Source organism: Streptomyces sp. NPDC058240 (assembly GCF_042882135.1).
Lineage (GTDB): Bacteria > Actinomycetota > Actinomycetes > Streptomycetales > Streptomycetaceae > Streptomyces.
On the sequence record NZ_JBHVWT010000019.1, the window covers coordinates 29,064 to 41,759 of the forward strand.

At 69.7% G+C, this 12,696-nt stretch carries 12 protein-coding genes and 2 pseudogenes; 5 read left to right on the top strand and 9 right to left on the bottom strand.

All coding sequences use genetic code 11. The features are described from left to right. Nucleotides 1-53 precede the first annotated feature (53 nt). Complete coding sequence (pfkB, locus tag ACFVX4_RS25980; RefSeq protein WP_389981318.1) at nt 54-1,001, bottom strand: 1-phosphofructokinase; 948 nt, start codon at nt 999-1,001, stop codon at nt 54-56. Continuing rightward, entirely contained in the window at nt 998-1,759 is a 762-nt protein-coding gene (locus ACFVX4_RS25985; RefSeq protein ID WP_389981481.1) for a DeoR/GlpR family DNA-binding transcription regulator, read from the bottom strand. The genes pfkB and ACFVX4_RS25985 overlap by 4 nt, the downstream gene beginning before the upstream one ends. A gap of 261 nt (nt 1,760-2,020) precedes the next feature. Between ACFVX4_RS25985 and ACFVX4_RS25990 the strand changes: the two genes are divergently transcribed. The 3 genes from ACFVX4_RS25990 to ACFVX4_RS26000 all read left to right on the top strand — a co-directional run bounded on the left by ACFVX4_RS25990 (nt 2,021) and on the right by ACFVX4_RS26000 (nt 4,457). Beyond that, nucleotides 2,021-2,497 carry a hypothetical protein gene (locus ACFVX4_RS25990; RefSeq protein WP_389981320.1) on the top strand — a complete coding sequence of 159 codons (477 nt, stop codon included), beginning with the start codon at nt 2,021-2,023 and terminating at the stop codon, nt 2,495-2,497. A 282-nt stretch (nt 2,498-2,779) separates the two neighbouring features. Continuing rightward, entirely contained in the window at nt 2,780-3,805 is a 1,026-nt protein-coding gene (locus tag ACFVX4_RS25995) for a hypothetical protein (RefSeq protein ID WP_389981322.1), read from the top strand. Nucleotides 3,806-3,998: 193 nt separating this feature from the next. Beyond that, nucleotides 3,999-4,457 carry a hypothetical protein gene (locus ACFVX4_RS26000; RefSeq protein ID WP_389981324.1) on the top strand — a complete coding sequence of 153 codons (459 nt, stop codon included), beginning with the start codon at nt 3,999-4,001 and terminating at the stop codon, nt 4,455-4,457. Nucleotides 4,458-4,721: 264 nt separating this feature from the next. Here the strand turns inward: ACFVX4_RS26000 and ACFVX4_RS26005 are convergent, their stop codons facing one another. Together ACFVX4_RS26005 and ACFVX4_RS26010 are read right to left on the bottom strand one after the other, a co-directional pair. After that, nucleotides 4,722-4,868 (bottom strand): NADAR domain-containing protein, encoded by a 147-nt coding sequence (locus ACFVX4_RS26005; RefSeq protein ID WP_389981326.1) that lies wholly within the window; start codon nt 4,866-4,868, stop codon nt 4,722-4,724. Nucleotides 4,869-4,926: 58 nt separating this feature from the next. Further along, nucleotides 4,927-5,157 (bottom strand): annotated as a pseudogene (locus ACFVX4_RS26010) (N-acetyltransferase); the annotation flags it as partial. 339 nt (nt 5,158-5,496) lie between these two features. Between ACFVX4_RS26010 and ACFVX4_RS26015 the strand changes: the two are divergent. Continuing rightward, nucleotides 5,497-6,126 (top strand): MarC family protein, encoded by a 630-nt coding sequence (locus ACFVX4_RS26015; RefSeq protein ID WP_389981328.1) that lies wholly within the window; start codon nt 5,497-5,499, stop codon nt 6,124-6,126. 57 nt (nt 6,127-6,183) lie between these two features. Here ACFVX4_RS26015 and ACFVX4_RS26020 read toward each other — a convergent pair whose 3' ends face one another. Genes ACFVX4_RS26020 through ACFVX4_RS26035 form a run of 4 tightly spaced genes read right to left on the bottom strand, consistent with a single transcriptional unit; the run spans nt 6,184 to nt 11,030 of the window. Further along, nucleotides 6,184-7,332, bottom strand: coding sequence for an XdhC family protein (locus tag ACFVX4_RS26020; RefSeq protein ID WP_389981330.1), 1,149 nt, complete (start codon nt 7,330-7,332; stop codon nt 6,184-6,186). After that, nucleotides 7,325-9,487 carry a xanthine dehydrogenase family protein molybdopterin-binding subunit gene (locus ACFVX4_RS26025; protein WP_389981332.1) on the bottom strand — a complete coding sequence of 721 codons (2,163 nt, stop codon included), beginning with the start codon at nt 9,485-9,487 and terminating at the stop codon, nt 7,325-7,327. The genes ACFVX4_RS26020 and ACFVX4_RS26025 overlap by 8 nt, the downstream gene beginning before the upstream one ends. Then, a complete protein-coding gene (locus ACFVX4_RS26030) occupies nt 9,484-10,476 on the bottom strand; it encodes an FAD binding domain-containing protein (RefSeq protein ID WP_389981334.1) in 993 nt (330 codons plus the stop codon). The genes ACFVX4_RS26025 and ACFVX4_RS26030 overlap by 4 nt, the downstream gene beginning before the upstream one ends. After that, entirely contained in the window at nt 10,473-11,030 is a 558-nt protein-coding gene (locus ACFVX4_RS26035) for a (2Fe-2S)-binding protein (RefSeq protein ID WP_389981483.1), read from the bottom strand. The genes ACFVX4_RS26030 and ACFVX4_RS26035 overlap by 4 nt, the downstream gene beginning before the upstream one ends. Nucleotides 11,031-11,269: 239 nt before the next feature. On the opposite strand from ACFVX4_RS26035, the gene ACFVX4_RS26040 reads away from it, so the two are divergent. After that, the gene (locus ACFVX4_RS26040; RefSeq protein WP_389981336.1) at nt 11,270-11,926 is read left to right on the top strand and encodes a TetR/AcrR family transcriptional regulator; all 657 of its coding nucleotides are present in this window, start codon (nt 11,270-11,272) and stop codon (nt 11,924-11,926) included. A gap of 209 nt (nt 11,927-12,135) precedes the next feature. On the opposite strand, the pseudogene ACFVX4_RS26045 reads toward ACFVX4_RS26040, so the two are convergent. Then, nucleotides 12,136-12,465 (bottom strand): annotated as a pseudogene (locus ACFVX4_RS26045) (GNAT family N-acetyltransferase); the annotation flags it as partial. Nucleotides 12,466-12,696 lie beyond the last annotated feature (231 nt).

The following is a 12,696-nucleotide window of genomic DNA, read 5'->3' on the forward strand; positions in this document are numbered from 1 at the left end:
GCGGGCGGCGGGGGACACTCGGGGCGGCGGGCTGGGTCGCGGATGCGCGGCAGTCATGAAGTCGGCTCCGTCAGGGGTTGGTCCAGAGGGATTTCGGTGGTTGTGGTGACCGCCGACAGATCGAGATCGGCCGGGGTCGGCATGACGCTGCCCGGCAGCTGTACGGCCGCCGCGCCGTGGGCGACCGCCGCGGCGAGCGCGGCCTGGCCTCTTCCGCCTGCGGCGAGGAAGCCCGCGAGGGAGGCGTCGCCCGCTCCGACGTTGCTGCGGACCGTCTCCACCCGGGCGCTGCCGAAGTACGTATCCGCACCGTCGACCAGCAACTGCCCGTCGGCCCCGAGGCTGGCCAGAACGGAGCGGGCACCGCGCTCGCGGAGTTCCTCCGCCGCTTTCACGGCATCGCCCACCGTCGCCAGCGGGCGACCGACGGCCTGGGCGAGCTCCTCCGCGTTCGGCTTGATCACATCGGGGCGCTCCCGCAGCGCCGCGGTCAGCGCCGCGCCGGAGGTGTCGAGGGCGATCCGGGCCCCGGCACGGTGGCTCCGCGCCACCAGCTCGGCGTACCACTGCGGCGGCAGTCCACGCGGCAGACTGCCGCAGCAGGCGATCCAGTCCGTGGCCATCGACCTGGTCTGTACGGCATCGAGCAGGGCCTCGGCCTCGGCCGCGGTGATCTCCGGGCCCACCGCGTTGACCTTGGTGAGTGTTCCGTCGGGCTCGACGAGCGTCACATTGATACGGGTACTGCCGACGATCGGCACTCCGGCCGCCTCGATGCCGTGCTCGCCCAGCAGCCGGGCGAGCAGCGCGCCCTCGGGTCCGCCGAGCGGTGCGACAGCGATCGTACGGTGGCCGGCCGCCGCGACAGCGCGCGAGACGTTGATGCCTTTGCCGCCGGGGTCGACCCGGTCGTCCGTGGCCCGCAGCACGGCTCCGCGGGTCAGCTCGGGCAGCTCGTACGTACGGTCGAGGCTCGGATTGGGGGTGACGGTGAGGATCATGCGCGTACTACTTCCGTGCCCAGGCTCTCGATGGCGAGGGCGTCGTCGGAGCTGAGTCCGGTGTCGGTGATGAGCAGATCGACCTGGGTGAGATCGCCGAAGCGGGCGAAGTGCTCCTGGCCGAACTTGGCGGAGTCGGCCAGGAGCACAACCCGCCGGGCGGCAGCGATCATGGCGCGTTTGACGGCGGCCTCGGCCAGGTCCGGCGTGGTCAGGCCGCCCTTCGATGAGAAGCCGTTGGTGGCGAGGAAGACGACGTCGGCGTTGATCTCGCTGTAGGCGTTCAACGCCCAGGCATCGACGGCGGCGCGGGTACGGTGCCGGACCCGGCCGCCGACGAGGTGCAGCGCAATGCCGGGATGGTCGGCGAGCCGGGCGGCCACCGGCAGCGCATGGGTCACCACGGTGAGGTGGGCGTCCAACGGGACGGCCGCGGCCAGCCGGGCGGCCGTACTGCCCGCGTCGATGATCACGCTGCCGTCGGTGGGGAGCTCGCCGATCGCGGCTGTCGCGATGCGTTCCTTCTCGTCGATGGCCACTGCATCGCGCTCGGCGAGGTCGGGCTCGAAGTCGAGCCGCCCGGCCGGGATCGCGCCGCCATGGACGCGCCGCAGCAGCCCGGCCCGGTCGAGACTCTTCAGATCACGCCGCACGGTCTCGGCGGTGACCTGGAACTCCTCGGCCAGTGACAGCACGTCGACCCGGCCGCTCTCGCGGGCGAGGCGGAGGATGGCTTGCTGCCGCTCCGGTGCATACATGTTGTTTTGGATCCGTTCCATGCCCGAGTGTGTGGTTTGGCGGTCAGATTACGCCCGCGATTCGGGGATGTAAATAGATTCGGGCACATACGGGCTTGAACGGAAACGTCGCACCGGGATCGAGATCGTCGTATCACCGGGCGTGTCACACGGCCGGTGGGTGCGGCGACTCATCGCATCACGGGAGGCGGAGCGTGGTGGGTGTACGCCCTGTCCCGGGTCCGGATCGGCATGTCGGACTCCCTCTGTAGGGTGCCTGGCGTGAGTGACGTGTATGAGTTGGCGATATCGGTCGATCTGCGGGACGAGCTCTCCGAGCAGGAGCTCGCCGAGCTGCGCTGGCATCTGGGAATCGGGCCGCAGCCGGAGCGCCTGTCCATCGTGACCGCGTTCCCGATCGTGGTGGTGGACGAGGCGGGGGACCCGGTGAGCGAGGACGAACCTCGTCCACTGCTCGCTGGCAGCGGCGCGGCCTGGCGGGTGGGCGGTGTGCTCGGCTCGGCACTGGCCGACCGCGCGGACCTGCCGCGGAAGGGCTGGTCGCTGACCTCCCGGCAGGAGATCCACCCGGACGAGTTCGAGCAGGTCGGCGAGCTGCTCTGCTGGCTGGCGGCCCGAGTTCACGACACCGACCGGCTCGTGGGCGATGCCGTTCCGATCGGCGGTTTGAGGCATCTCGAAGCCCTGACGCCGGATGTGATCGAGGTCGCGAACGGGCAGATCGCGTGGCCGGCCTAGGGTCTTTCGTTTGGATCAGGCCGGACCCCGCGAGCCCGGCATGTTCCAAACGAAGGCCCTAGCTGTCGAGCGGAGCGGGCCGGGACTGACTGGGCCCCGCCCCGTACGGCGACCGGCCTTGGCCGACTGTGGCGCTGCCCGGGACGGGCCGCGCGGGACGCGGTGTGATCCGCGCTGCTCGAAGCCCGCAGCAGTGCCCATTTCGGGCAGGGCGGTTGTCGGGTCACGGGCCCCGGATGATAGGCAGGGGCCCGTGATCGATACGGGGGAGGCCGACTCTCCATGAAGACGATGCGCCGGATTGCGCTGTATGCCGTGGTGCCACTGGTCCTGGTGCTCGCGGCCGGCTACGGCTGGTACCGGATGAGCGACACCGGCAAACGGTGGCGGTACGAGGACCGGCTCGCGACGTACTGCGAGGGCCTGCTGCCGGTCGCCGAGTCCGCCGCCCTGACCGCGTACTCCACCGACTCGGGACTGCCGGGGGACCGCACGGGTGGTGCGGACGACGACCGCTGGGACGAGTGCGGGGTGGCGGACACCCGGCTGCTGGCCGCTCTGATTCCGCACGACGCCGTCCGCAACCGCAACCTTTCCGGCGATCCGCTCTCGATGTTGCGTGACGGGGACTCCGACCATTTGCCCGTCGCCGTCGGCGGTGGCTGGCAGGGCTACACCGATTTCCGCGAGACCGGCATCGTGCTGAACTGCACCAACAGACCCGCCTCCCTCGTGGTGGCCGTGCGTGCCGACGAGTCGCACGAGAACGCAGCGGAGACCCGGCAGATCGCCCGGCTGGGCACGGCCACCGCCGAACGGGCCGCCGAGCGCTGGTCGTGCGACGCCACCCACGGCACCGGCGTGCCGCCGATCCCCGTACAGGCCGACCGCCCGGCGCCCGGCAACGCCACGGGCACCTGTGCCGGGGTTCCCGTCCCCGGTGACGACTCCGTCGACTGGCATCGTGAGACCATCGCCCCCGGCACCGCCCTCCTGGAGTTCTGTGCACTCGGTGAGACCAAGGCGCGGGACGAGGAACTCTACTGGTTCGACGCCGCGTTCGGCCCGTACGCGCAGCGCCTGCGCACCTCCGAGGACGGCCCCGGCGGCTACCGCGGCGACGCGGGCGCCGACCGTCACAGCGCCTGGGCGAGTGCCGTGTGCGGCACGGGCCCGCGTGCCCTCTTCGCCGTCAATGACACCGAGTACGCGGCCCCGCCGCGCGGCTACCTCCGCACCGCACTGCGCGCCTTCGCCGAAGGTGCCGCGCGGCGCCATGGATGCACGGATCTGAAGCTGCCCTCCTGACGGGGGAGCCCCGGGGGTGACCTGAATTGGCCGTAGCATGTCAAGAATCATGGTGATGTGCCTTGTTGCTTCAAGGGGGTCGTGCCTCAATGGGGAAGACAGCTCCCCTGACGGTTCGTCAGGGAGTGTTGTGTTCCGGCGCGGCACGTCGATTCAGCGCGTCGGCAGTCCCCCCACATGAAGGGCAACCACCATGAGGTATGGCATGCGGCGACTCGCCATCTGTTCCGCCCTCGCCGCGGGCACGCTCGCGCTGGCACCCACGGCCGAGGCGGTCGCCCCCACCACCGCCACCATTTCCTTCGACTGCGGATCCTACGGCTCGGGCAGCGCGACCCTCACCGCCACGCAGGACGGCACGAGCGCGACCATCAATGTCTCGACGTCCGCCATCACGGCACCGATCAGCATCGGGGCGAACTCGGTCAGTTCCACGCTCACGCTCACCAACAAGGGCGCGTCAACGGTGACGTTCACCGGGAACTCCAACCCTGCCATCCCCGCCGGAAGTCCTGTGTCGACGGGGCCGCTCAAGGGAACCGTCGCCTCGGGGGACAGCCTGGAGGCCAAGTCCCTCAAGGTCGTGGTGTTCGGCATCACCGCGACCTGCAGCGCGACCTCCGCTCAGTCGCCGGGACCGTTCGTGTTCTGAGCCGGCCTCCGAACGCTGAGCGAGACACCGGGCCGGGATGACGGCGCGGTCGGCCCGTGTCCCCGCCCGTCGGCGGGTGGCACGGGTCGGCTGCTCGACCGCGAGCGGGCACGAACACTTCCTCCGGTCGCCGTCCGGGACGGCCGTGGCTCCCGTGGGTTTAGGCGAATTCGGCCCGAGCCGGCCACGGGTACGGGTACGGGTACGGGTACGGACAAGGATCCGTCCGAGCATGTTCTTGCCGTTCCCGGTTCTACCGCCACCTCAGGAGTGATCGGTGGTCGTGTCCTCGACGATCTCTTCATCGCCGGTGGCCAGCAGAACATCACGGATGTCGGTGTGTGTACGGAACTTGGCCGCTACCGCGCGACGCAACACCTCGTCCTTGACCCGCTCCCCATCGCGTCGCAATGGTTTGGACGGGTCGCGGCTCAGCTCCGCGCCGCGCAGTGGCGTGCGGGCGCGCCGGCAGGACGCGGGCGATCACCGTGGCCGCCGTCGTATCACCCGTCGGCGGCCGCAGGGTGCTGCTACCCACGAGACCGTCACCGAGATAGGCGACTTTCAGGTGGTGTCGCCGGGCGCGTTCCCGTACGTCGTCCAGCGACAGGACGTGCGTAGGGATGATCGTATTGTGGACGTACTGCCAGTTCTTGAATGCGGTTTCCCTGTCTGGCCGTTCGATGCGAATGTCAGGCATCGCAGAAGGAAATCCGAGCGTACCCCGGAGCGTCAACCGTGTTTGCGTCGACCGCAAGTCATCGTTCCGTGCGGAGAAGCCTGTGCCAGATGCCCCATGGTTCGAGCTGACCCTTTTCGACTGACGGGTGTTCGGGAGATCCATGCCAACCGAATCGAATGTCGTCAGAAGAAGGGACGGCTCGGAGACACCGCCGCAGACAGGGGCGCGTCGAAGACCTGCCTGCCGGATCGGGCATCGCGCAGCGTGAGCCCGGCGCCGTGATCCTGTTCGCCGGATGCGGGGGACACCAGCCTCGCCTACTGCGTGTAGTCGGTCCCGGCGGCCTAGATTTCGCGGGTGAACGCGCTCACTTTCTCCGCCGCTCTGATCACCTTCGTCTCGGTCGTCGGGCCGCCCAAGGTTCTGCTCTCCTTCGCTCACCTGGCGAAACTGCACCCGACGCGCCAACTTCGTACCATCGCCCTGCTGTCCTGCGGCGCGGCGATCTTCATCGGCCTGGTAGCCAGCCTGACCGCCCCGGTGCTCCTGGACCTGTTCCATATCAGCACCCCCGCTCTCCTGCTCGCCGGCGGCATCATCTTCTTCCTCTACGCCGTCGGTCTCGTCCTGGGGATTCGGACCGGAGTGGACGCACCGGACGAGGAAACCTCCGACGTGACCAGCGGACTGCGCGAACTCCTCGTGCCGTTCGTCGTCAGTCCGCTGGCCATGACAGCGCTGCTCATCGAGGCCACCGCGCGTTCGTCCTGGACCTGGCGCTCCACGGTTGCCGGCGCGTACGTGGCGGTGATTCTGCTCGACCTCGTCTGCATCCTGCTCCTGGAACGAGTGCTCCGTGCCACACACCATGCGACATTCGAACTGCTCGGCCGGCTTCTGGGGCTGCTGCTCGCCGCAGTCAGTATCGACCTGGTCCTCGACGGCCTGGTGGAACTCGGCATCGGGCTGAGCGGACGCGACCACTGAGAGAGTCTCTCCCGGCCTCGCGTTCGCCCAGCTATCGGCGGCCCGGCCTCCGTCAGGTCACGCTGCCGTTCGGGAACGGGCTTCGCCCGCCTCCCTCCCGCCCACGTCATGGTGGATGGGTGTGCCCGAGCCGGTCAGTGGAACACCCGTGCCGCCCCGGCGCGCCGCGACGATCTCCGCCGCGATGGACAGGGCGGTCTCCTCGGGCGTACGGGCGCCGAGGTCGAGGCCGATCGGAGAGCGCAGGCGGGCCAACTCGGCGCCGGTCACGCCGACTTCGCGAAGGCGGCGATTGCGGTCCTCGTGGGTGCGGCGCGAGCCCATCGCGCCGACGAACGCGACCGGCAGCCGCAGGGCCGTCTCCAGGAGGGGAACGTCGAACTTGGCGTCATGGGTGAGCACGCACAGGACGGTGCGTTCGTCGGTCGCGGTGCGCCGGAGATAGCGGTGCGGCCAGTCGACCACGAGGTCGTCGGCCTCGGGGAAGCGTTCGTGAGTGGCGAAGACCGGCCGGGCGTCGCACACGGTCACGTGATAGCCGAGGAACTTGCCCGCCCGTACGAGTGCCGTCGCGAAGTCCACTGCACCGAAGACGATCATCCGGGGCGGCGGCACCCTCGACTCCACAAACAGCGTCACACCGCCCGGACAGCGCGATCCGTCCTCCGCGATCTCGACGGTGCCGGTGCAGCCGGTGTCCAGCATCGCGTGGGCCTCCGCCGCCGCAGTCCGGTCCAGGTCCGGATCTCCATCCAGGCTGCCCTCGTACGATCCGTCGGGGTGGACGAGCAGTGCCCGGCCGAGCAGGCGCACCGGGCCCCGGGCCACCCGGGCGAGGGCCGCCGGCTCTCCTCGGACCGCGGCCGACATCCCGGCCCGGAACACCGGTGCGTCCGCACGCACCGGCGTGACCAGGACCTCGACGACGCCGCCGCAGGTGAGCCCCACAGCGAAGGCGTCCTCGTCGTCGTATCCGAACTGTTCGCGCACCGTCCGCCCGTCCCCGAGCGCCTGGACACACAGGTCGTACACCGCGCCTTCCACACAACCGCCGGAGACGGAACCGATGGCGGTGCCGTCACCGGCGACGGCCAGGGCGGCGCCGGGACCGCGCGGCGCGCTGCCGCTGACGGCCACGACGGTGGCGACGGCGAAGTCCCGGCCCTCCTCGAACCACCGGCTCAGCTCCTCGGCGATGTCAAGCACTCCGGGCTCCTCCCGCCGCCCGGCGTCGGGCCTCGTCCGCCGCGCGCAGGACGCGGTCCGGACGGATCGGCAGGTCCCGGTGGCGTACGCCGGTCGCGTGCCACACCGCGTTGGCGATCGCGGCGGCCACGCCCACGATGCCGATCTCGCCGATGCCCTTGATCCCGACCGGATCGCCCGGGACGGGGTCGTCCACCCAGTCGGCCTCGATGAGCGGCACGTCGGCGTGCGCGGCGAAGTGATAGCCGGCGAGGTCGGCGCCGACGTGGCCACCCGATGCCTGGTCCCTGATCGCCTCCTCGTGGAGCGCCATGGACAGCCCCCAGGTCATTCCGCCGATGAACTGGCTGCGGGCGGTGAGCGGGTTGACGATGGTGCCCGCGGCATAGATGCCGAGCAGCCGTCGTACGCGCACCTCACCGGTGTCCACATCCACCGCGACTTCGGCGAACTGTGCTCCGAAGGAGTGGCGTTCCTTCTTCACGAGTGCGCCGATGGCCTCGGCCGTGTCCGACCGGGCGGTGATTCCCTCCGGCGGAATGCCGCCACTCAGGGCCAGACGCTCCCGCAGTTCGTCCGCCGCGATCGTCACCGCCCACGCCCAGGAGCGCGTTCCCATCGAGCCTCCGGCGATCATCGCCGGGCCGAGGTCGCTGTCCGCGATGCGCACCCGGACGCGGTCCGGGGCCACCTGCAGCGCGTCCGCGGCGACCAGGGTCATCGCGGTCCGCGCCCCGGTACCGATGTCCGCCGCGTTGATCCGCACGGTGAAGCTCCCGTCCGCCTCCGCGGTCACGGCCGCGGTGGACGGCCCGACCCCCGACGGGTAGGTGGCTGCCGCCGTTCCGGTCCCGAGCAGCCATCGTCCCTCACGGCGCACGCCGGGACGGGGGTCCCGGTCCGCCCAGCCGAACCTGCGGGCGCCCTCCTCGAAGCAGGCGAGCACATTGCGGCTGCTGAACGGCAGCCCGGACACGGGACCCGTCTCGGGTTCGTTGCGTGCGCGCAGCGCGATCGGGTCGATGCCGCACTTCTCGGCCAGCTCGTCGAGGGCGGATTCGAGGGCGAAGGATCCCGGTGCCTCGCCCGGCGCGCGCATCCACGTCGGGGTCGGCACGTCGAGCCGGACGAGCCGGTGAAGGGTGTGATGCGCCTCGGCGTCGTACATCACGCGCCCCAGCACGGCGCTCGTCTCGACGAATTCATGCACGGTCGACGTGAGGTTCTGGGCCTGGTGGTCGAAGGCACGCAGCCGGCCATCGGCATCGGCACCGAGCCTGATCCGCTGCGCCGTGGGGCTGCGGTAGCCGATGAGCGAGAACATCTGGCGGCGGGTCAGTACAACACGGACCGGACGATGAAGGACGGTCGTGGCCATCACGGCCGCCACCTGATGCGGGCTCAGCCCCTTCGATCCGAAGGCGCCCCCGACGTGTTCGGACCGCACTCGCACGGAGGCCGGATCGAGGGAGAAGAGCTGCGCCAGTTCGCTCGCCACCCAGGTGCTTCCCTGGTTGGAGTCGATGACGTCGAGTCGGCCGCCGTCCCAGCGGGCCGTCGCCGCATGTGGCTCCATCGGGTTGTGGTGCTCCTCCGGAGTGGTGTACTCCGCGTCCACGACGACGGCGGAAGCGCCGAGTTGCGCCTCCACGTCCCCCTTCTCCGTCTCGGCCTGGACCATCGGGGTGTTCTCCGGCGTGTACGCGTCCGAACGGCCGGCGTGGAAGGCGATGTCGTGCGGCTCCTCGTCGTACCGGACCACCAGCGCCTCGGCGGCCTCCCTGGCCTGCTCGGACGTATCGGCCACCACCAACGCCACGGGCCAGCCGACGAAGGGTACGCGATCGTGCTGGAAGATCCCGAGGATGGGGTTCGGTCGCCCCAGCATGCCCATGTAATCGGTGTCGACGCGTGGCGCGTTTCCGTGGTGCAGCACGGTCAGGACGCCGGGCATGGCCAGGACGGGGCCGTCCTCCACGGAGCGGATCCGGCCACGGGCAATGGTCGACAACACCAGCCAGCCGTGGGCCAGTTCGGTGAAGGGAACCTCTCCGGCGTAGCGGGCCGCCCCGGTGACCTTGTCGCGGCCCTCCACGCGGGTGTGGGCGGAGCCGACTGCTCCTGTCGCGGTGGCGACCCCGGTCGTCGTGGTCATCGGGAGACCTCCTCGGTGAGCTCGGTCAGCACGGCCACGACGAGGTTGCGCATCAGCGTCACCTTGTAGCCGTTCTCGGGAAGGGCCTCGGCGGCGGCCAGCTCGGCATCCGCCGCGGCGGCGAACGCCTCCGCGCTCGCCGGGCCGCCGATCAGTTCCCGCTCGGCCGTCCAGGCCCGCCACGGCCTCGACGCGACAGCCCCGAACGCCAGACGCACTTCGCGCACGACACCGTCCTGGACGTCGAGCGCGGCGGCGATCGAGCCGATCGCGAACGCGTACGAAGCGCGCTCACGTACCTTCCGGTATCGCGAGTGGGCGGCGACCGGGGCGGGCGGCAGTGTGACGCCGGTGATCAGCGCGCCGGGCGGCAGAGCGGTCTCGATGTGCGGCGTGTCGCCCACGGGCGGGTAGAACTCGGTGATAGGAAACTCGCCCGGACCGTCGGCCGTTTCGTACGAGATGACGGCGTCGAAGGCGGCGAGCGCGACCGCCATGTCCGAGGCATGGGTGGCGATGCAGTGCTCGGAGGCGCCGAGGATCGCGTGGTTGTGGTGCTCGCCGTCGACGGCGGGACAACCACTGCCGGGGGAGCGCTTGTTGCACGGTTTGCTGATGTCGGTGAAGTAGCCGCAACGGGTGCGCTGGAGCAGATTCCCGCCGACCGTGGCCATGTTGCGCAGCTGCCCCGATGCGCCGGCCAGGACGGCCTGGGCCAAAGCCGGATAGTGACGCCGGACTTCGGGGTGAGCCGCGAGATCGCTGTTGGTGACGGTCGCTCCGATGCGCAGTCCGCCACCCGGGATGAACTCGACTCCGTCGAGCGGAAGTTCGCGTACGTCGACGAGCAGTGCGGGCCTCTCCACGCCGGCCTTCATCAGGTCGACGAGGTTGGTGCCGCCGCCGAGGAAGCGGGCGTCGGGGTCGGAACCGAGCAGAGCGACCGCTCCGGGAACATCGAAGGCGCGTTCGTAGCCGAATTCCCTCACGCCACTGCCTCCTTGTCCGGGGACCCGGCCGACTCCGCCGCTTGCGCGACTGCCTGCACGATCGACACGTACGCGCCACAACGGCACAGATTGCCGCTCATGCGTTCGCGGATCTCCTCGGCGCTGAGCGCGGGCACCCCCGCCTCGGGTCGGATGTCATCGGTCACCGCGCTCGGCCAGCCCGCCGCGTGTTCCTCGATCACCGCGATGGCCGAGCAGATCTGCCCAGGTGTGCAGTAACCGCACTGAAAGCCGTCCAGGTCGAGAAAGGCCTGCTGCACGGGATGGAGCTGCTCGCCAGCGGCCACGCCTTCGATGGTGGTGATCACTCGCCCCTCGGCCGCGACGGCGAGCTGGAGGCAGGAAACGGCCCGGCGTCCATCGAGCATCACTGTGCAGGCGCCGCATTGACCCTGGTCACAGCCCTTCTTGGAACCGGTCAGGTCGAGACGCTCGCGCAAGGCGTCGAGCAGGGTGGTGCGATGGTCGACGGGCAGTGTGTACTTCTCGCCATTGATGTTCAGGGTGATGGCACTGGACGTCGATGGGGTCATGATCAGCCTTCTTTCGCATTGCTGATGCGCGTCGAACGAGACGATCCCGGTGGACATTCCGGGAGGGAGAGGGCGATGACGGTGAAGGAACCATTGACGGTGGGCGCAGGTCGGCCACACCGGACGGATCTGCCGCTATGGTGAATCCAAGCGGACAGCTGTCCGCTTATCGTCGAACCTAGCGGACAGCTGTCCGCTCAGCAAGGACGGACTCGGCCGTGCTTCCGGGAGGAGGACGAGTGCGGGACGAGAAGAGCACGCCTCTGCGCCCGGACGCGCAACGTAATCGTGAACGCATCCTGGAAGTCGCGCTGGCCGAGCTGACCCGGGCAGCGGACGCACCATTGAGCACGATCGCGAAGAAGGCGGGCGTCGGGCAGGGGACGTTCTACCGCAACTTTCCCAACCGTGAGGCCCTGGTCCTGGAGGTCTACCGTTACGAGATGCAGCAGGTGGCCGACACCGCGGACCAACTGCTCCGGACCCGCGCACCCGACCGGGCGCTGAGGGAGTGGATGGACCGTCTCGCCCAGTACGCCATGGCCAAGGCCGGCCTGGCCGACGCGTTGCGCAAGTCCACCGGCAAGTACGGCAGTTTGGCCCAGTTGGGCCACGGCCCGGTGACTCGGGCGGTCACACTGCTGCTGACCGCGAACGAGCAGGTCGGCACCATCCGGCCGGGGGTGACCCCCGATGACTTCGTGCTCTTCATCGCCGGGCTCTGGCAGATCGACCCGCACAGCGACTGGCAGCCGCGTGCGAAGCGCCTTCTGGACCTTGTGATGGACGGCCTGCGGGTGGGGGCTCCTGGAGCGGGAGGCTGCGTGCGGGACGAGACCGCGGTGGATGAGACCAGGGCCGGTGGTTCCGGACGGACGGTGCGAAGAGCGGACTGACGTGCGGCGGGCGGAAGTTGGGCGGGCAGAGTAATTCCTCGTCCCGGCTGATCGAGCCGAGAGGACCGAGGAGACCGAGAGGGCTGAGCTGCGGGCCGGATGGGGCGAGGTGGGCTCAGGTCGGGCGCGCCAGCCACTTCACCATGATCAGGCAGGGAGTTCCGGGCATAGCCGCGATCGGGGTGCGCGGCTCCCAACGTCTTCACCTGGAGCAACCGGCAGCCGTCCACGGAGAGTTCCGACACGAGCTCATCGACGAGTGCCCTACCGACACCTCGCCGATGCCACGACGGGGCAACCGCCAGCAGGTGGATCTCGGCTGCTTCGGTGAAGTGCCGCTGGTACAACAGGACGCCTATCGACTCCGTGTCCGTGCGGGCGACGAGTCCGGAGAGACGGTTGGCCGACTCCACGTACTCCGCGTTGACCTCAGGGATGCCGAACCATGACGGGAGCTCGCCGATCAGCCCGGCGGTGATGCCTGCCAGCTCGGCCGAGCCGGTGATCTTGGAGATCTGGAAAGCCTCGACATCGTTCACGGGCGGAGCATGTCAGTTGCATCGCTGATCGCGCACCTCGATTCGGGTTGTTCAGCGTTCGGGGCACGCGTGAGGTTGCATGCTGGAGGCATGCCCTTTGCCGATGAGGCGGCCGCAGTGGCCGTGCTGGAGTACCAGTCGCAGTGGCCGGTGGACTTCGAGCGGCTGGCCGGGGAACTGCACAAGGCTCTGGGGGAACGACGCACGTGCGATCGACCACGTCGGATCCAC